This is a genomic window from Brevundimonas sp. (genome assembly GCF_036400995.1).
GTDB lineage: Bacteria > Pseudomonadota > Alphaproteobacteria > Caulobacterales > Caulobacteraceae > Brevundimonas.
Map to the genome: position 1 here is coordinate 1 of NZ_DASWWG010000038.1, position 17049 is coordinate 17049.

20 protein-coding genes are annotated in these 17049 nt (G+C 68.0%); 12 read left to right on the forward strand and 8 right to left on the reverse strand.

Going from position 1 to position 17049, the window contains the following annotated elements; translation table 11 throughout:
- The 3 genes from VGE03_RS05005 to lpdA form a co-directional block, all read left to right on the forward strand.
- A partial coding sequence (locus VGE03_RS05005; protein ID WP_331045370.1) for a 2-oxo acid dehydrogenase subunit E2 occupies positions 1-390 on the forward strand: 390 nt, incomplete at its 5' end.
- 15 nt (positions 391-405) lie between these two features.
- A complete protein-coding gene (locus tag VGE03_RS05010) occupies positions 406-885 on the forward strand; it encodes a glutathione peroxidase (protein WP_331045371.1) in 480 nt (159 codons plus the stop codon).
- 2 nt (positions 886-887) lie between these two features.
- The gene (lpdA, locus tag VGE03_RS05015) at positions 888-2294 is read left to right on the forward strand and encodes a dihydrolipoyl dehydrogenase (protein ID WP_331045372.1); all 1407 of its coding nucleotides are present in this window, start codon (positions 888-890) and stop codon (positions 2292-2294) included.
- A gap of 158 nt (positions 2295-2452) precedes the next feature.
- Here lpdA and VGE03_RS05020 read toward each other — a convergent pair whose 3' ends face one another.
- The gene (locus VGE03_RS05020) at positions 2453-3319 is read right to left on the reverse strand and encodes an NAD(P)-dependent oxidoreductase (protein WP_331045373.1); all 867 of its coding nucleotides are present in this window, start codon (positions 3317-3319) and stop codon (positions 2453-2455) included.
- Positions 3316-3822, reverse strand: coding sequence for a flavin reductase family protein (locus VGE03_RS05025; protein ID WP_331045374.1), 507 nt, complete (start codon positions 3820-3822; stop codon positions 3316-3318). The genes VGE03_RS05020 and VGE03_RS05025 overlap by 4 nt, the downstream gene beginning before the upstream one ends.
- Before the next feature lie 123 nt (positions 3823-3945).
- Here VGE03_RS05025 and VGE03_RS05030 point away from each other — a divergent pair, with 123 nt between their 5' ends.
- Both VGE03_RS05030 and VGE03_RS05035 read left to right on the forward strand, forming a co-directional pair.
- Positions 3946-4848: a flagellar motor protein MotB gene (locus VGE03_RS05030; RefSeq protein ID WP_331045375.1), complete on the forward strand. Its 903-nt coding sequence runs from the start codon at positions 3946-3948 to the stop codon at positions 4846-4848.
- A 127-nt stretch (positions 4849-4975) separates the two neighbouring features.
- A complete protein-coding gene (locus tag VGE03_RS05035; protein ID WP_331045376.1) occupies positions 4976-5710 on the forward strand; it encodes an arginyltransferase in 735 nt (244 codons plus the stop codon).
- Here VGE03_RS05035 and VGE03_RS05040 read toward each other — a convergent pair.
- The 3 genes from VGE03_RS05040 to parC all read right to left on the reverse strand — a co-directional run bounded on the left by VGE03_RS05040 (position 5707) and on the right by parC (position 9599).
- A complete protein-coding gene (locus VGE03_RS05040) occupies positions 5707-6726 on the reverse strand; it encodes a M48 family metallopeptidase (protein WP_331045377.1) in 1020 nt (339 codons plus the stop codon). The genes VGE03_RS05035 and VGE03_RS05040 overlap by 4 nt on opposite strands.
- A 9-nt stretch (positions 6727-6735) precedes the next feature.
- On the reverse strand, positions 6736-7305 hold the full coding sequence (locus VGE03_RS05045; RefSeq protein ID WP_331045378.1) for a LemA family protein: 570 nt from the start codon (positions 7303-7305) through the stop codon (positions 6736-6738).
- 92 nt (positions 7306-7397) lie between these two features.
- Positions 7398-9599 carry a DNA topoisomerase IV subunit A gene (parC, locus tag VGE03_RS05050; RefSeq protein ID WP_331045379.1) on the reverse strand — a complete coding sequence of 734 codons (2202 nt, stop codon included), beginning with the start codon at positions 9597-9599 and terminating at the stop codon, positions 7398-7400.
- Between the two features lie 100 nt (positions 9600-9699).
- Between parC and VGE03_RS05055 the strand changes: the two genes are divergently transcribed.
- A complete protein-coding gene (locus VGE03_RS05055; protein ID WP_331045380.1) occupies positions 9700-10761 on the forward strand; it encodes a nitronate monooxygenase in 1062 nt (353 codons plus the stop codon).
- On the opposite strand, the gene recO is transcribed toward VGE03_RS05055, so the two are convergent.
- Positions 10758-11489 carry a DNA repair protein RecO gene (recO, locus tag VGE03_RS05060; protein ID WP_331045381.1) on the reverse strand — a complete coding sequence of 244 codons (732 nt, stop codon included), beginning with the start codon at positions 11487-11489 and terminating at the stop codon, positions 10758-10760. The two genes, VGE03_RS05055 and recO, sit on opposite strands and share 4 nt — an antisense overlap.
- Before the next feature lie 128 nt (positions 11490-11617).
- Here recO and VGE03_RS05065 point away from each other — a divergent pair, with 128 nt between their 5' ends.
- Complete coding sequence (locus VGE03_RS05065; protein ID WP_331045382.1) at positions 11618-12526, forward strand: hypothetical protein; 909 nt, start codon at positions 11618-11620, stop codon at positions 12524-12526.
- Here the strand turns inward: VGE03_RS05065 and VGE03_RS05070 are convergent.
- Positions 12523-13002: a nuclear transport factor 2 family protein gene (locus VGE03_RS05070; RefSeq protein ID WP_331045383.1), complete on the reverse strand. Its 480-nt coding sequence runs from the start codon at positions 13000-13002 to the stop codon at positions 12523-12525. The two genes, VGE03_RS05065 and VGE03_RS05070, sit on opposite strands and share 4 nt — an antisense overlap.
- A gap of 221 nt (positions 13003-13223) precedes the next feature.
- Between VGE03_RS05070 and VGE03_RS05075 the strand changes: the two genes are divergently transcribed.
- The 5 genes from VGE03_RS05075 (at position 13224) to VGE03_RS05095 (ending at position 15813) form a co-directional block, all read left to right on the forward strand.
- On the forward strand, positions 13224-13574 hold the full coding sequence (locus VGE03_RS05075) for a metalloregulator ArsR/SmtB family transcription factor (RefSeq protein ID WP_331045384.1): 351 nt from the start codon (positions 13224-13226) through the stop codon (positions 13572-13574).
- Positions 13558-14061, forward strand: coding sequence for an SRPBCC family protein (locus tag VGE03_RS05080; protein WP_331045385.1), 504 nt, complete (start codon positions 13558-13560; stop codon positions 14059-14061). The genes VGE03_RS05075 and VGE03_RS05080 overlap by 17 nt, the downstream gene beginning before the upstream one ends.
- A gap of 25 nt (positions 14062-14086) precedes the next feature.
- Positions 14087-14563, forward strand: a complete 477-nt coding sequence (locus VGE03_RS05085) for an SRPBCC domain-containing protein (RefSeq protein WP_331045386.1) — start codon at positions 14087-14089, stop codon at positions 14561-14563.
- Positions 14564-14589: 26 nt separating this feature from the next.
- A complete protein-coding gene (locus tag VGE03_RS05090; protein WP_331045387.1) occupies positions 14590-15033 on the forward strand; it encodes a VOC family protein in 444 nt (147 codons plus the stop codon).
- Positions 15034-15144: 111 nt separating this feature from the next.
- Positions 15145-15813, forward strand: coding sequence for a dihydrofolate reductase family protein (locus VGE03_RS05095; RefSeq protein WP_331045388.1), 669 nt, complete (start codon positions 15145-15147; stop codon positions 15811-15813).
- Here the strand turns inward: VGE03_RS05095 and VGE03_RS05100 are convergent.
- On the reverse strand, positions 15810-17042 hold the full coding sequence (locus VGE03_RS05100; RefSeq protein ID WP_331045389.1) for a serine hydrolase domain-containing protein: 1233 nt from the start codon (positions 17040-17042) through the stop codon (positions 15810-15812). The genes VGE03_RS05095 and VGE03_RS05100 overlap by 4 nt on opposite strands.
- Positions 17043-17049: the final 7 nt, after the last annotated feature.

Consider the following 17049-nt stretch of genomic DNA (forward strand, 5'->3'; position numbering starts at 1 on the left):
ATCGACGGCGGTCTGATCACCCCGATCATCAAGAAGGCCGAGACCAAGGGTCTGGCCCAGATCGCGACCGAGTCGAAGGACCTGGCCAAGCGCGCCCGCGAACGCAAGCTGAAGCCTGAAGAGTTTCAGGGCGGCACCTTCTCGGTGTCCAACCTGGGCATGTTCGGCATCAAGCAGTTCACCTCGATCATCAATGAGCCGCAGGGCTGCATCATGAGCGTGGGCGCGGGCGAGCAACGAGCTGTCGTCAAGGACGGTCAAATCGTGCCGGCCACGGTCATGACCGTGACCCTGACCTGCGATCACCGGGTGGTCGACGGCGCGACGGGCGCTCGCTTCCTGCAGGCGTTCAAGCCGCTGATCGAAGATCCCGTGGCGATGCTGGCCTAGGGGGAGGGTGAAGTCATGACCTCGGTTTATGACTTCTCCGCCCGCGCCATCGACGGCACGGATGTGGCGCTGGACCGCTTTCGCGGTCAGGCGCTGCTGATCGTCAACACGGCGTCCAAGTGCGGCTTCACCGGTCAGTATGACGGGCTGGAGAAGCTGCACCGGGACTTCGTCGACGCTCCGTTCCAGGTGCTGGGCTTTCCCTGCAACCAGTTCGGCGGCCAGGAGCCGGGCAGGGCGGCGGAAATCGCCGCCTTCTGCGCCACCAGTTTTGACGTCACCTTCCCCCTGTTCGACAAGGTGGAGGTCAACGGGCCGAACCGGCACCCGCTCTACGCCTGGCTGACCCAGCAGAAGCGCGGCTTTCTCGGCTCCCAGGCCATCAAGTGGAACTTCACCAAGTTCCTGACCGACCGCGAAGGCCGCGTCGTCGCGCGCTATTCGCCCCAGACTGAACCCGCGGCCATCAAGGCCGACATCGAGAAGTTGATCTGATCATGGCTGCTGAATTCGATCTCGTCGTCATCGGTTCGGGCCCCGGCGGTTACGTCGCGGCGATCCGCGCCAGCCAGCTGGGCCAGAAGGTCGCCATTGTCGAGCGCGAGAACCTGGGCGGCATCTGCCTGAACTGGGGCTGTATCCCGACCAAGGCCCTGCTGAAGTCTGGCGAGAAGTTCGAGAGCCTTAGCCACCTCAAGGAATACGGCCTGTCGGCTTCCGGCGCCTCCTTTGACTTCGACGCCATCATCCAGCGTTCGCGCGGGGTGGCGGCGACGATGAACAAGGGCATCGGCTTCCTGATGAAGAAGAACAAGATCGAGGTGATCGAGGGCTCGGCCACGCTCGAGAAGGGCGCCGCAGCGCCCAAGGTCGTCGTCGCCCTGAAGGCCGGCGGCACGCGCGCCATCGAAGCCAAGACGGTCATGCTGGCCGTCGGCGCCCGCGCCCGCGCCCTGCCGCAGATCGGTCTGGAAGCCGATGGCGACAAGATCTGGGCCTACCGCGACGCCCTGGCGCCGAAGAAGCTGCCCAAGACCTTCGTGGTCATCGGCTCGGGCGCAATCGGCCTGGAATTCGCCAGCTTCTACCGTGCCTTGGGCGCGGAAGTTACGGTCGTGGAAGCGGTCGAGCGCATCATGCCGGTCGAGGACGAGGAAATCTCCAAGGCCGCCCAAAAGGCGCTGGAGAAGCGCGGCATCAAATTCCGCACCGGCGCCAAGGTGACCAAGGTCTCCAAGACCGCCGCCGGCGTGAAGGTGGACATCGAGGTCGGCGGCAAGGCCGAGGCGCTGGAAGCCGAGGTCTGCATCTCGGCCGTGGGCATCACCGCCAACACCGACGGCATCGGCCTGGAGGCGCTGGGCGTCGAACTGGACCGCGGCCACATCAAGATCGACAGCCACTGCCAGACGAATGTGAAGGGCGTCTTCGCCATCGGCGACTGCGCCGGCGCGCCCTGGCTGGCGCACAAGGCCTCGCACGAGGGCATCCACGCCGCCGAATACATCGCCGGCTTCAAGACCCCGAACGTCGTGTCGCCGATCGCCGGCTGCACCTACACCCAGCCGCAGGTGGCCTCGGTCGGCGTGACCGAACAGGCGGCCCGCGCCGAGAAGCGTGAGGTCAAGGTCGGTCGCTTCCCGTTCAAGGTCAACGGCAAGGCCGTCGCCGCGGGCGAGACCGAGGGCTTCGTGAAGACCATCTTCGACGCGAAGACCGGGGCGCTGATCGGCGCCCACATGATCGGCCACGAAGTCACCGAGATGATCCAGGGCTACGTCACCGCCATCACCATGGAGGCGACGGAGGAGGACATGCACGGCATCGTCTATCCGCACCCGACGATGTCGGAAGCCATGCACGAGGCCCAGCTCGACGCCTACGGCCGCATGCTGCACATGTAAGCGCGGAAAGGGCCGGCCTCAGGGTCGGCCTTTTTCATCCGTCTCTTTGTCGCCTAAGATATATTATGCGAAATCAGATTGGTGGATCCGGGGTGATCCGCCGCCAGATCGACCGCCATTCAACGTCTTGAGCCTGACTTTTCAGGTCTCACGCAAAATCAGCCGCGCTTGCGATCCTGGAGGCGCGCCGCGAGGCTCGAGGTGTCCCAGCGGGCGCCGCCCATGGCCTGGACCTCGGAATAGAACTGGTCGACCAGCGCGGTCAGCGCCAGATGGCTGCCGTTGGCGCGGGCTTCGTCCAGCACCAGGCCCAGGTCCTTGCGCATCCAGTCGACGGCGAAGCCGAACTCGAATTCACCCCGGGCCATGGTCTTCCAGCGATTGTCCATCTGCCAGGACTGGGCCGCGCCCTTGGAAATGGCGTCCAGCACGGCGTCGGTGTCCAGATCGGCCGATTGGGCGAAATGCACCGCCTCGGCGAGTCCCTGGACGACACCGGCGATGCAGATCTGGTTGGCCATCTTGGTTAACTGGCCCGCGCCGGACGGGCCCATGTGCTTGACGGCTTTCGAATAGCGCATCAGCGCGGCCTCGACGCGCGACAGGGCCGCGGCGTCGCCACCGGCCATGACGCTGAGCTGGCCGTTCTCGGCGCCGGCCTGACCGCCGGACACCGGGGCGTCGATGAAGAAGGCCCCCTGCCCCGCCGCGAGGTCCGCCATCTCGCGGGCGACTCTGGCCGAGGTGGTGGTGTGGTCGACGATCACGGCGCCCTTCGCCAGGTGCGGCAGGGCTTCGGTCACGACCTGGCGGACGTCGTCGTCATTGCCGACGCAGAGGACGAACAATTCGGCGCCGGCGGCGGCCTCGGCCACGGTGGGCGCGAAGGTTCCGCCGTTCGCCTCGGCCCAGGCGCGGGCCTTGTCCGGCGAGCGGTTGTAGCCGGTGACCGGATAGCCGGCCGAGATCAGGTGACGGGCCATCGGGCCGCCCATGACGCCCAGTCCCGCGAAAGCCGTCTTCATTCGTCTGCTCCCAGCGACCCGTAGCGGCCGCGCCAGAAGGTCAGGGCGTCGCCGTCCGAAGCCGAGAAGGCCTCGACGCGGCCGACCACCACCATGTGATCGCCCATCTGGATGCGGTCGTGCACCGCGCATTCGAACCGGGCCAGGGCCTCGGGCAGGCACGGCGGGCCGTCCGGGCGGCGCTCGAACTCATTCGGCTCCAGCAGGGCGACGCCGCGGGCGAACCGGGCCGCCTTGTCGCGGTCCGTGGCCGGCAGGACGTGGACCGCGAAGCGTTCGGCGGCGGCGAAGACCGGCCAGCGCTCGGAGCGCTCGTCGATGCACCACAGGAGCAGCCGGGGCTCCAGCGACACCGAGGTGAAGGAGTTGATGGTCAGGCCCAGCGGCCCCTGCGGGCTGTCAGCTGTGACCACGCAGACGCCGGTCGCGAACGAACCGAGGGCCCGGCGGTAGGCCAGGGTCTCGTCGGTCGGGTGTTCCGGGGGCGGTTCGAGCGTCACCACCCCGACCTACGGTCCCTCGCCCGGCAAGACAAGCGCGGTTTGGACCCGCGGCGACATGGGAAACGTCGCCTTAACCCTGTTGTCCCATGTTCGGACAGTTTCGCGCTTCGAAGGCCCTCCCCGATGTCCATGAGCGATCGCCCGATCCTCATCAAGAAGATCAAGAAGGGTGGCGATCACGGCCACCACGGCGGCGCCTGGAAGGTGGCCTACGCCGACTTCGTGACCGCGATGATGGCCTTCTTCCTGCTGATGTGGCTGATCAACACGACCGATCCGGAGCAGAAGAAGGGCATCGCCGAGTATTTCGCCCCCGCCAGCGTGTCGGCCACGACCTCGGGCTCGGGCGGCATCCTGGGCGGGACGGCGCTGGGCAACGACGGCTCCAAGTCGTCGGGCTCCAATTCGGTCATCACCCAGCTGGCGCCCGAGGCGCCGATGAATCCGAACCAGCAGGCCGGCCAGAGCTCGGATCTGGCCGGCGCCAGCGAGCAGCAGCTGCGGGACGAGATCGCCCGCCGGGAAGCCGCCGACTTCGCCTCCGCCGCCGAATCGCTGCGGCAGGCCATGCAGTCCATGCCGGAACTGGCCGAGCTGTCGAAGCAACTGATCATCGACCAGACGCCGGAAGGCCTGCGTATCCAGCTGGTCGATCAGGAAGGCCGCTCGATGTTCGAGCAGAACTCCTCGCGCCCGAACGCGCGGGCGCAGGTCCTGCTGCGAGCCGTGGCGCGGGTGATCAACCAGCTGCCGAACCGGATTTCGATCACCGGCCACACCTCGGCCGCGCCGGGCTCGAACCGCGCGACCGGCCCGAACGACTGGAGCCTGTCGTCAGAACGCGCCAACGCCTCGCGACTGGTGCTGCAGGCGGCGGGCGTCGATCCGGACCGGGTCTATCAGGTGTCCGGCAAGGCGGGGTCCGACCCGCTGTACCCGGATGATCCGACGCTGGCCGGCAATCGCCGGATCGCCATCGTGCTGCTGCGCGAGGCCCCGGTCCTGCCGACGGACACCAGCCTGTGACCGGCCGCCTGTCGCGCCGGGTTCGGGCGACGGGCGAACAGGCTTGCGCCTCGCTGCGATGCGGCGCCAGATACGGTCATGACTGGTTCGCCGGAATTCGGGCGTGTTCGGGTGCGGAGATAGCGCCGTGACCTTCGTTCCCCAGCGCCAGCTTCGCTTCTACATGACCTCCGTGGCGCCCTGCCCCTATCTGCCCGGCCAGACCGAGCGGAAGGTGTTCGCCAACCTGCCGTTCAGCGACGGCGCCCACGTCAACGACGAACTGACCCAGGCGGGCTTCCGACGCAGCCAGAACATCGCCTACCGCCCCGCCTGCGAGACCTGCGACGCCTGTGTGTCGGTGCGCGTGCCCGTGGGCGAGTTCGCCTTCTCCCGATCGCAGCGCCGTATCCTGAAGCGGAACGACGACCTGTCGCGGGATCTGGTCGAGGCCGAGGCGACGGCGGAGCAGTTCGAGCTGCTGCGGCGCTATCTGTCCGCCCGGCACGCCGAGGGCGGGATGAACGGCATGGGCTGGGCCGACTATGTGGCCATGGTCGAGGACACGGCCGTGCGCACCCATCTGATCGAGTACCGGCTGCCCTCGTCGGACGGCGGGCCCGGCGATCTGGTCGGCGTGTGCCTGACGGACCTGCTCTCGGACGGGCTTTCGATGGTCTACAGCTTCTTCGATCCGGCGCTGGAGGACCGCAGCCCGGGCCGGTTCGCCATCCTGGACCACATCCGGCAGGCGACGGCGATCGGCCTGCCCTACGTCTATCTGGGCTACTGGGTCCGCGGTTCGCAGAAGATGGACTACAAGGCCTCGTTCCGGCCGATGGAACAGCTGACCCGCTTCGGCTGGGCGCGGCTGACGGACTAGCCCGCCGAGGGGACAGAGGTCTCGTAGGGCTGGGCTTCCCACGGACCGGCGTCCCGCCCTCCCCCGAACTTCACCAGGGCGTCGATCCGCTTCTGGATCGGCGGGTGGCTGGCGAACAGGCCTTCCAGACCGACGCCGTCCGGCTGGTTGTCGAGGAACAGCTGCTGCAGTTCGTCCGGGCCCTTGAGGCTGGAGCGCCCCTCGACCTTGCGCAGCGCCGAGATCATGGCGTCCGGGTTCTTGGTCAGTTCGACCGCCCCGGCGTCGGCCACATACTCCCGGGTGCGCGACAGCATCATGCGGATGACGATGGCCAGCAGGAAACCGACGACGGCGAAGCCGATGCCGATCAGGATCAGCGGCATGGCGTTCTTGTTGTCCTCGCTGCTCCGACGACGCCCGCCGGAATAGAGCAGACCCCGGAAGACCATCTCGGCGATGACGCTGATGATGCCCGCGAAGATCGAGGCGATCATCATGGTCCGCACGTCCTTGTTGATGACGTGGGTCAGTTCGTGGGCCAGCACGGCCTCGAGTTCGTCGCGGGTCAGTTGCTGGACCAGCCCGCGGGTGACGGTGACGCTGTACTGGCCTTCGTGCAGGCCGGTGGCGAAGGCGTTCAGGCTGTCGCTGTCGATCACCCGCAGGGTCGGGGTGCGCAGCCCGCGCGAGATCGCCAGGTTTTCGAGCAGGTTGTAGAGCTCCGGCTCGGTCCGGCGCTCGACCTTGCGGGCGCCGGTCAGCATGTCGACCATGGTCTGGCTGCCGAAATAGGCGATGGCGAACCAGATGCCGGCGATCACGAAGGCCGCCGGAACGGTCCAGCCGAGCCAGGATGCGGCGAGGGCCATGTCGTCGACCAGCGCCTTGCCCGTGCCCGGCAGGACGCCGATCCCCATCAGGATCAGCTGCACCCCGTACAGGATGAAGCCCACCAGGATGGGGAAGGTCGCCAGCAGCAGGATCGACCGGGTGTTGTTCGCCCAGATGTGGGTCTGGAGCCCGACGGCGCCCATGATCGTGACTTAGAACTTCACCTGCGGCGGGGCGGCGTTCAGGGCGGCGCGCTCGCCCTCGCCCAGATCGAAGAACGGCTTGTCCGACGCGAAGCCGAACAGGCCGGCGAACAGGACGGTCGGGAACTGGCGACGGACGGCGTTGAACTCGCTGACGGCGCTGTTGAAGAAGCGGCGGGCGGCGGCGAGCTTGTTCTCGATGTCCGACAGCTCGGCGGAGAGCTGCTGGAAGTTGGTGTTGGCCTTGAGGTCCGGATAGGCCTCGGACACGGCGAACAGGCGGCCCAGGGCGCCGGTCAGCATGTTCTCGGCGGCGACCTTGTCGTTGACCGAGGTGGCGCCGGCGGCGGCCGCGCGGGCGGCGGTCACGGCGTCCAGGGTGCCGCGCTCGTGCGTCGCGTAGCCCTTCACGGTCTCGACCAGGTTCGGGATCAGGTCCTGGCGTTGCTTCAGCTGCACGTCGATGTCGGCGAACGACTGGTCCGCGCGCTGGTCCAGCGCGACGAGCTTGTTGTAGCCGCCGATGACGACGAACAGCAGCACCAGAACGATGACGCCGATGATGATCCAGGTCAGCATGTAGGTCTCCAATCGACCGGACGTCCGGTCAGTGGTGATTATCGCGCGATACGGCCCCGCTCGATAATGAAATCGGCGTCACCTGCGGATGGTCAGCGGAATTTGCGCATGCCGCGCGGCCCCTGACGGCCGGCCTGGGCGCGCTTGCCGAGCCAGTCCTTCCAGTCGGGCCAGTTGCGGCGACGGCCGCCGCCGTCGGCCCATTCCGGTCCCTGTTCGGCGTTGAACACCGCCACGTCGACCAGACCGCCCTGCTTGAAGTTCTGCAGCTTCACGCCCTTGCCGCGGCCCATTTCGGGCAGTTCGGCGAGGGAGAAGATCAGCGCCTTGATGTTCTCGCCGATGGTGGCGACGTGATCACCGGTGACGCGCAGGGCCGCCAGCAGGTCGCCGTTCAGCACCTGTTTGCCGCCGCGCTTCTGGGCCAGCAGGTCGTCCTCCGGGGCGACGAAGCCGTAGCCGGCCTTCGAGGCGATCAGCAGCTTGCCGCCCGGCTGGTGGGCCAGCAGGTTGATGATCTCGGCCTTCTCGTCGAGCTCGATCATCAGGCGCAGCGGCTCGCCGTGGCCGCGACCGGAGGCGAGCTTGTCCGCCCCGACGGTGAAGATACGGCCGTCCGAGGCGGCGATCAGCAGCTTGTCCGTGGTGTAGGCCGGGACGAGGAAGGCCAGGCTGTCGCCTTCCTTGAACTTCAGCTCCGACGGATCATCGACCTTGCCCTTGGCGGCGCGGATCCAGCCGCGTTCCGACAGGATGACGGTGATCGCCTCACGCGGGATGAAGGCCTCGACCGGGGCGAAGGCCGAGGTGTCGACGGCTTCGGAAATGGTCGTGCGGCGCGGAGAGATCAGGGCCTTGCGGACGGCCTCGAGGTCCTTGCCGATCTGCTTCCACTGCTTCGCCGGCGAGGTCGACAGCGACTGCAGGTTGGCAAGTTCTTCCGACAGTTCCTTGAATTCGTTCTCAATCGCCATCTCCTCGATCCGCGCCAGCTGACGCAGGCGGGTGTCGAGGATGTAGTCGGCCTGCATCTCGGTCAGGCCGAAGCGCGCGATCAGGACGGCCTTGGGCTGTTCTTCCTCGCGGACGATCCGGATGACCTCGTCGAGGTTCAGGAAGACGATCCGCAGGCCTTCCAACAGGTGCAGGCGCTTCTCGACGCGCTCGATCCGCCATTGGGCGCGGCGGATCAGGACCTCGCGGCGATGATCCAGGAAGGCCTGGAGGCAGGCTTTCAGGCCGAGCACCCGCGGGGTGCCGGTGCCGTCCAGCACGTTCATATTGATCGGGAAGCGAACCTCCAGGTCGGAAAGCTTGAACAGGCTTTCCATAAGAACTTCAGGTTCAACCGTCCGGGACTTGGGCTCAAGGATGAGGCGAATATCCTCGGCCGACTCGTCGCGGACATCGGCCAGAAGCGGGGCCTTCTTGTTCTCGATCAGGTCGGCCAGATCGGCGATCAGCTTGGACTTCTGGACCTGGTACGGGATCTCGGTGATCACGATGCGCCAGACGCCGCGCCCCAGGTCCTCGCTTTCCCAGCGGGCGCGCAGGCGCACGCCGCCGCGGCCGGTCTCATAGGCGTCCAGGATCGAGGCGTGCCCTTCGACGGCGACACCGCCGGTCGGGAAGTCCGGGCCCGGGACGATCTGGACCAGTTCCTCGGTCGTCGCCTCGGGCTTTTCGAGCAGCAGGTGGCAGGCGTCGATCAGTTCGCCGACGTTGTGCGGCGGGATCGAGGTGGCCATGCCGACGGCGATGCCCGACGAGCCGTTCGCCAGCAGGTTGGGGAAGCCGGCCGGCAGGACGACCGGCTCCTCGTCCTGATCGTCATAGGTGGAGCGGAAGTCGACGGCGTTCTGGTCGATGCCCTCCATCAGGAGGACGGCGGCGGGTGTCAGCTTGCACTCGGTGTAGCGCATGGCCGCGGCGCTATCGCCGTCGATGTTGCCGAAATTGCCCTGCCCGTCGACCAGCGGATAGCGCTGCGAGAAGTCCTGGGCGAGACGCACGAGGGCGTCATAGATCGAGGCGTCGCCGTGCGGGTGGTACGAGCCCATCACCTCGCCGACGACCTTGGCGCATTTCCGCGCCGCCGCCTGCGGGTTCAGCCGCATCTGGTGCATGGCGTACATGATGCGCCGGTGCACCGGCTTGAAACCGTCGCGGACGTCCGGGAGAGCCCGGTTGGTGATGGTCGACAGGGCGTAGGCGAGGTAGCGCTTGGACAGCGCGTCGCCCATCGGCTCGTCAACGATGCGGCCGCCCTCGGGCGGAGGCGTATGGATGCTCATAGGGTCCGAATCGGCAATCTGAAGACGGAAGTCTAGCGCAGCCGAGCGCTGGCAGGCGTCCGGGGACCGCCTATCTGGGGATCATTGGAGACCGAAAAGCATGCAGACCGCCCTCACCCGCCGCCTGGACCTGCGTCACCCGATCATCCAGGCCCCGATGGCCGGGACCTCGACGCCGGACATGGCCGCTGCGGTGACGAACGCGGGCGCGCTGGGCTCCGTCGCCATCGGCTCGGTCGGCGTGGAGGAGGCTCGCGCGGCGATCCGGGCGACCCGGACCCTGACGACCGGGCCGTTCAATGTGAACGTCTTCTGTCATGACCCGGCGGAGGCTGATGTCGCCCGAAACGCCGACTGGATCGAGAGCCTGAGGCCCTTGTTCGCGCGGTTCGGCGCGGAGCCCCCGGTCGATCTGAGGAACATTTATCGCAGCTTCCGCGTGGATGATGACGCCCTGGCTCTGTTGATCGAGGAACGGCCCGCCGTGGTCAGCTTCCATTTCGGCCTGCCGGACGCGGACCGGATCGCGGCGCTGAAGGCGGTCGGGATCGTGCTTCTGGCGACCGTCACCTCGCCGGAGGAAGGCCGGGCCGCGCAGGCGGCGGGGATCGACATGGTGGTGGCGCAGGGGTTCGAAGCGGGCGGGCATCGCGGCGTGTTCGATCCGGCGGACGATCCGCGGTTCGCCACCCTGCCCCTGAGCCGGCTGCTGGCGACGGTGCTGGATATCCCTGTGATCGCGGCGGGCGGGATCATGGACGGCGCCGGTGTCGCGGCGGCGCTGGCGCTCGGCGCGGCCGGGGCGCAGTTGGGCACGGCCTTCGTGGCCTGTCCGGAGAGCGCGGCGGGCGACGTCTATCGCGCTAAACTGGCGGGACAGGATGCGGGCCGCACCCGGGTCAGCGCCGCGATCTCGGGCCGCCCGGCGCGGGGACTGGAGAACGATTTCATGCGCCGCGCGGAGGAAAGCCGGATCGCGCCCTATCCCTTCGCCTATGACATCGGCAAGGCGCTGAACGCGGCGGCCACGGCGGCGGGAGACACGGGCTATATGCCGAACTGGGTGGGACAGGGCGCGCCGATGAGCCGGGCGATGCCGACGGGCGAACTGGTGGAGATGCTGGCGGCGGAGCTGGACACGGCGTTGGCGCGCCTGCGCTAGAGGCGGCCGGCCTCGCGCAGCTTGTCGATCATCCAGACCCGGGCGGGCGGCAGCGGCCGGTCCATCGGATGGAAGACGAACTGCTCGAGGAAGTGGCCGGTCAGGTCGAAACCGTCGCCGATGTCGCCGTCCGCCAGTCCCGCCTGGGCGCCCAGCATGAAGGGGGGCAGCTTCAGAAGCTTTCCGGCATAGGGCTCGCCCGCCTCGCGACTGACCGCGCGACCAGTCCGGGGGCTGACCCAGCAGAGGTCATCCGTCGAGCCGGTGGCGGCGCAGCGGCTGAGATCCAGGCCGAAGCCGAGGTCTTCCAGCAGGCCGGCCTCGAACCGCACGAAGACGGCGGGCCAGACCTCCGGCAGGATGAAGGCGCCCATCAGGGCCTCGAACGCCAGGAAGGCGCCCGGATGCGGCTCGCGCTCCGGCAGGGCGCCCTGCGCCACGGCGGCGGCGGCAGCGAGGCCGGTGAGGGCCAGGGGATCGTCGAACAGGGCGCTGGGCCCCTCGCCTACCGGTTCAAGCCGGGCCGTGCCCAGATGCTCGCTGGTGCGGGCGCGGACGTCGGCCACGACCCGGGCGCCGGGCTGGAGGAAGGGTTTCATCTTCCGGGACGCTCCGCCTGCGACATAGGCGGCCCGCCGCCCCTGCCCCTCGGTCAACAGGTCCACGACCACGCCGGTGTCGCCGTGGGCGCGGGCGGAGAGGACGAAGGCGTCTTCGGTGAAGTCCATGCCCCTGATCTAGCCTGTGGAACGTCCCGGGAACAGCCGTCGGTTTTCCCCGTCGTCTCCGCGCCTTGTGAGCCGGCCTTGCGGTAGGCTAGGCTGGAGCGGTGCAGAGTTCGCCGGGGGGGCGTTTGGTGACCGATTTTCCGACTTCCAACTCGCGTCGCCAGAAGAGCCGCCGGAAGGGCTATTCGGGCCCGGTGTTCGGCGGGATCGTCGTCTTCCTCTGGGCCTTCATCTTCTCGGTCGCCCAGTCGCTGACCAAGGTGACCGGAACGGCCAACCTGCCGCTGGATCTGGTCATGGGGATCGGCGTAGGGCTGATCGGAGGGCTGGCCGGCGCACTGCTGGTCTGGCTGATCCTGTTCTTCGTCTTCGGCCGCCGTCACACCCCGGGCGGCGTCACCCTGCTAGGCGTGATGATGCTGATCGCCGCCGCGGGCGCCCTTCCGGCCTCGGGGTTGAAGGTCGTCGGCGCCGCGTTCGGCGCCGAACAGTCGGCGCAGGACACCATCCGGACCCGCGCCGACGCGCGGCGCGATGCGGCCACGGAGCGGCTGCGTGAAGCCCGTGACGCGCTGGTCAAGGAAGACTTCTTCGAGACGGCCGCCCTGATCGAGGCGGGCGGCCTGGCCCGCGCCCGGCGGAAGGTCCAGACCCTTCGCGAGATGGTGGCCCAGTCCGAGGCCGAGGACGACCGCCTGCGGTCCCAGGCCCGCGCCGAGATCGCGGCGCTGCCGGTGTCGGGGCCGCGGCGCGCGATCATCCTGCGCGAGTTCGACGCCGGCGTGGTCGCCGAGAAGGCGGACACGAAAATCGGCGCCGATCTGAGCCTGATGCTCTTCGACGAGATGGACGCCCAGCTGGATATCCTGGAGCGCCGCCGCTGGGTGGTCCAGTACGGCGAGATCGCCTTCACCAGCACGTCGGACATGAACGCCTTCAACATGCACGTCCGGCGCATCGACGAAATCTCCGACGCGCTGGACGAACGGGCCGAGGCGCGTGAGCGGAAGATCGAAGAGTCCCGCCAGCGCCGCTAGTCGCCGGCGCGAACCGCCTCGACCACGGCGCGCGCGCGCTCGTTCGGGATGGTGAAGCTGAGGACGTACTGTTCGATCTTCCAGCCGTCAGCGGTCTTGCGCAGCACGCCGGAGCCGCGGGTGACGCCGTAGCTGGCGTTGTCCAGCACCTCGTCGAACCAGGCCACGCAACGGCAGTCGATCGGGGCGATCGTGATGACCCGGTCGCGCGGCGTATAGGTCCATCCCCGCCCCTGCGAGAAATAGGGCTCCACATAGGCGCGGAACTCGGGCAGCGACCAACGCTCGGTCGCGTCCGTGCCGATGAAGCGGGCGTCCGGGGTGAACAGGCCGAAATAGGCCGCGGTGTCGGCGGCGGTCGAGGCGACGTTCAACTGGTCCAGCACCCGGCCGATCTCGACCTCGGCGTCCTGGGCGTGCACGGCGGGCGCGGCCAGCAGGGCGGCGGCGAGCGTGACGGCGGCGATGGCTTTCATGACGTTGTTCTCCCCGTGATGCGCCATGTTGACCCGGCGCAGGCCGGTTGTCGCCTGCGAACATCACCGGCTGGGCGGAGCGTGGGTCTCCCCGGCGCCTCCACCTTGTCGGGACCGGACCGATGCACGCTTCAATCCGTTCATCGGCATATTTAACCGAACGGTTGACAAGTGGGATGTCCGGGTGCATTTAACCTGTCAGTTAGATACGAAGCCCCGCCATGGAAACCGACCTTCTCTCTGTCCGCTTCGCCGCTCTCGCCGACCCGACCCGGCGCGCCATCCTGGCGCGTCTGACCGAGGGCGAGGCGAGCGTGAACGAGCTGGCCCAGCCCTTCGACATGAGCCTTCCGGCGGTGTCGAAACACCTCAAGGTGCTGGAGAAGGCCGGGCTGATCAGCCGGGGCAAGGCCGCGCAATGGCGGCCCGCCCGCCTCGAACCCGAGGCGCTCAAGACCGTGGCGGACTGGCTGGAACATTACCGCCGGTACTGGGACTCCAGCTTCAACCGCCTCGACGCCTACCTTCAGAAAATCCAGATGGGAGACCCGACCGATGGCCAAGGACACTGACGCCAACCCCTGCCACACCGACGGCGTGGCGCACGAGCACGCCCTGACCCTGCGTCGCGTCATCGACGCGACCCCCGAGCAGATCTGGAAGGCGTGGATGACGCCCGAGATCCTGCAGCAGTGGTTCGTGCCGCGGCCCTGGACCCTCTCGGACGTGCAGATCGATCCGCGCCCGGGTGGCGTGTTCAACTTCGTGATGCACGGACCCGATGGCGAGCTCATGCCCAACAGCGGCGTCTTCCTGCACGTCGAGCCCGGCAAGCGCTGGATCACGACCGACGCGCTGACGCCGGACTGGAAACCGGCGGGCCAGCCGTTCATGGTGGCGACGGTCGAACTGACCCCGACCGCGGACGGCAAGACGGAATACGTCGCCACCGCCCGCCACTGGAACGCCGAGACGATGAAGCAGCACGAGGCGATGGGCTTCCACGAGGGCTGGGGAACCTGCGCGGACCAGCTGGCTGAACTGCTGAAGACCCACTGACCTTCCCCGACGACCGGACCCGCCCATGAGCCTGACCGAAGAGTTCGCCGGCCGCCCGACCCTGAACATGCAGCGCGTGTTCGACGCGCCGCGGGCCCTGGTCTGGCGGGCGTGGACGAACCCGGAAGCGATGGTTCTCTGGTTGGGTCCGGTCGAGTGGCCCGCCGTCAGCGTGAAGCAGGACCTGCGGGTCGGCGGCGAGTGGCGGGCCTGCCTGCGCTCCCCGGACACCGGACAGGACCTGTGGCAGGGCGGCGTCTATCGCGAGATCGTCCCGCCCGAGCGGCTGGTCTTCACCTTCAAATGGGACGAGTCCCACGAGGACGGACCGCCGGTGGACACGTTGGTGACCATGGTCCTGACCGAAACCGCCGATGGGCGGACGCACATGGACTTTACCCATGAGGGGCTGAAGTCCGAACAGAGTCTGACCGGCCACAAGCACGGCTGGAACAGCACCGCCGACCGGCTGGAGGCCTGGCTGGCGGCCAACAGGGACTGAACCGGTCCCCAACGAGGAGACGACGCATGAAGATCGTGACGAGCCTCAGCTTCCGCGGGCAGTGCAAGGAAGCCTTCGAGTTCTACGCCAAGGTGCTGGGTGGCAAGATCACCGCGGCCTTCCCCTATGGCGAGGGGCCGCCCGACATGCCTGTCGGCCCCCAGTACAAGGACTGGCTGATGCACGCCTGGCTGGAGGTCGGGGATCAGGCGATCATGGGCGCGGACATGGACACCGACTGGGCCCCGAACATCGACAAGCCCAGGAACGGCTTCGACGTGACCCTGCACACCGAGGACGGCGTCGAGGCGAAGCGCTGGTTCGATGAACTGTCTGAAGGCGGTCAGGTGGTGATGCCGTTCGGCGAGACCTTCTGGTCGCCCGGGTACGGCAACTTCATCGACCGGTTCGGCGTGCCGTGGATGGTCAACACCGTCCCGGGCGCGGACTGGGCGCCTTCGCAGGGCTGAAACTCACGGGGCGGTCGCTGCGGCCGCCCCGTTTCATTTTCCGATGCCCCTTCCCGGCAAGGCCGCGCCGCGCGACCGGTCGCGGACTGTTCCGACACACGGAGTCTCCTGATGCGCACCATCCGGCTGGCCAGCTTCATCTCCATCGACGGCGTGATGCAGGGGCCCGGCGGGCCCGACGAGGATACGACCGGCGGCTTCGGTTTCGGCGGCTGGGTCTGGCCCCATTTCGATGAGACGTCCGGGGGGCTGATGGGCGAGGCGATGGGGCAGGACTACGATCTCCTGCTGGGACGGCGGACCTACGAGATCTTCGCCGCCTACTGGCCGACGATGGACGACGAGATCGGCCGCACCTTCAACGCCATCAACAAATACGTCGCCGCCGGGCCGGAGACGCCGATGAGCTGGGCGCACAGCCATCGGCTGGAGGGCGAGGTCGCGGCGGCCGTAAGGGCGCTGAAGGCCAGCGAAGGCCGCGACCTCCTGATCCAGGGCTCCGGCGAGCTGGTCCACGCGCTGCTGGCGGCGGATCTGATCGACGAGCTGACCACCCTCACCTTCCCGATCATCCTGGGGCGGGGAAAGCGGCTGTTCGACGCCGGCTCCAGTCCCCGGGCCTGGACGCTGGAGAAGAGCATCCGATCGGACAGCGGCGTGGTGGTGAACCGCTATCGCCGCGCCGGCGAGGTCCCGACCGGCTCCTTCGCCGAACAGGACCCCGGTCCCGCCGAACTGGCGCGCCGTGAACGCTGGGCCCGCGAGGACCGCCGGTCCTAGCGGGAGACAGCTCTCGGGAAGTCCCGGCCCAGAGCCTCGGCCATGCCCTGCTGGGACAGCAGGAAGACCGCCTCACGCTGGTGATAGTTGTTCGACAGGACGATCACGGTGACGTCCTCGTCCGGCTGATAGGTCATCAGATTGCGGAAGCCGGACCAACTGCCGGTGTGGAATATCTGGTTGTCGGCGAACGAGGGCCGTACCTGCAGGCCCAGTTCCTTCTCATAGACGCCGTAGCCCCACAGGCGACGCGGCTTGCCGCGTTCGTCGGGCGTGTCGGCCGGGGCGTGGTCGGCGATCATCTGCTGATAGCTTTGCGCCGACAGCAGATGCCCCCGATGCAGGGCGCGTTCCCAGATCAGCAGATCGTCCAGCGTCGAATACAGCGCGCCCGCGCCATAGATGATGCTGACGTTGGCGTCCGGCTGGGGCGTGGGACCGCCGGCGAGGTTGGCGTAGCCCATGACGACATCGGACACGCCGTCGTCATAGCCGGTGTCGGTCATGCCCAGCGGCTTGAAGAAGGCTTCCTGCAGGAAGTCGTGCAGGCCCAGGCCCGACACCTTCTCCACCACGGCGCCGAGCAGGTTGTAGCCGGCGTTGTCGTACCGGACCTTGCTGCCCGGCGCGAACTGGAGGCCGAAGCGCATGGAGTCGGCGGTCAGCTCTTCCGGGGTCGCCGGGGTCACGCGGCGGAGCCCCCAGCCGGGCCGGGCCATCAGGTCGGGGATGCCGGAGGTGTGCGACAGCAGGTGATGCAGCCGGATCGACGCCCAGGCGGCCGGACACGGCTGGATGTATTTGCAGACCGGGTCGTCCACCGACAGCTTGCCCTCGTCCTGCAGGCGCAGGATGGCGGCGGCGGTGAACTGCTTGCTGACCGAGGCGAGCCGGAACCGTGAGTTCAGTTCCAGCGGCTTCATCAGGCTGCGATCCGCCCAGCCATGGACCTGCCGGTAGAGAACCTGATCGCCCTTGGCCACCAGCACGCCGCCGGTGAACTGTCCGGAGGCGCCCCAGCGATCCAGCTGTTCCTTCAGCCCGGGCAGGTCCTCGACCACCACCAGCGGCGGCCGCGGCGGCAGCGGGGCGGAGACCGTTTCCGCCGGGGACGACGGCTTGCGCAGCATGGCCCAACCGCCCAGCCCGCCGGCGGCGAGCACGACGGCGATCAGGAAGCCGATTGCCAGCCGGGGGTGGTTTCCGGCGCGACGGGGGACGTGGAACAAGGAACCC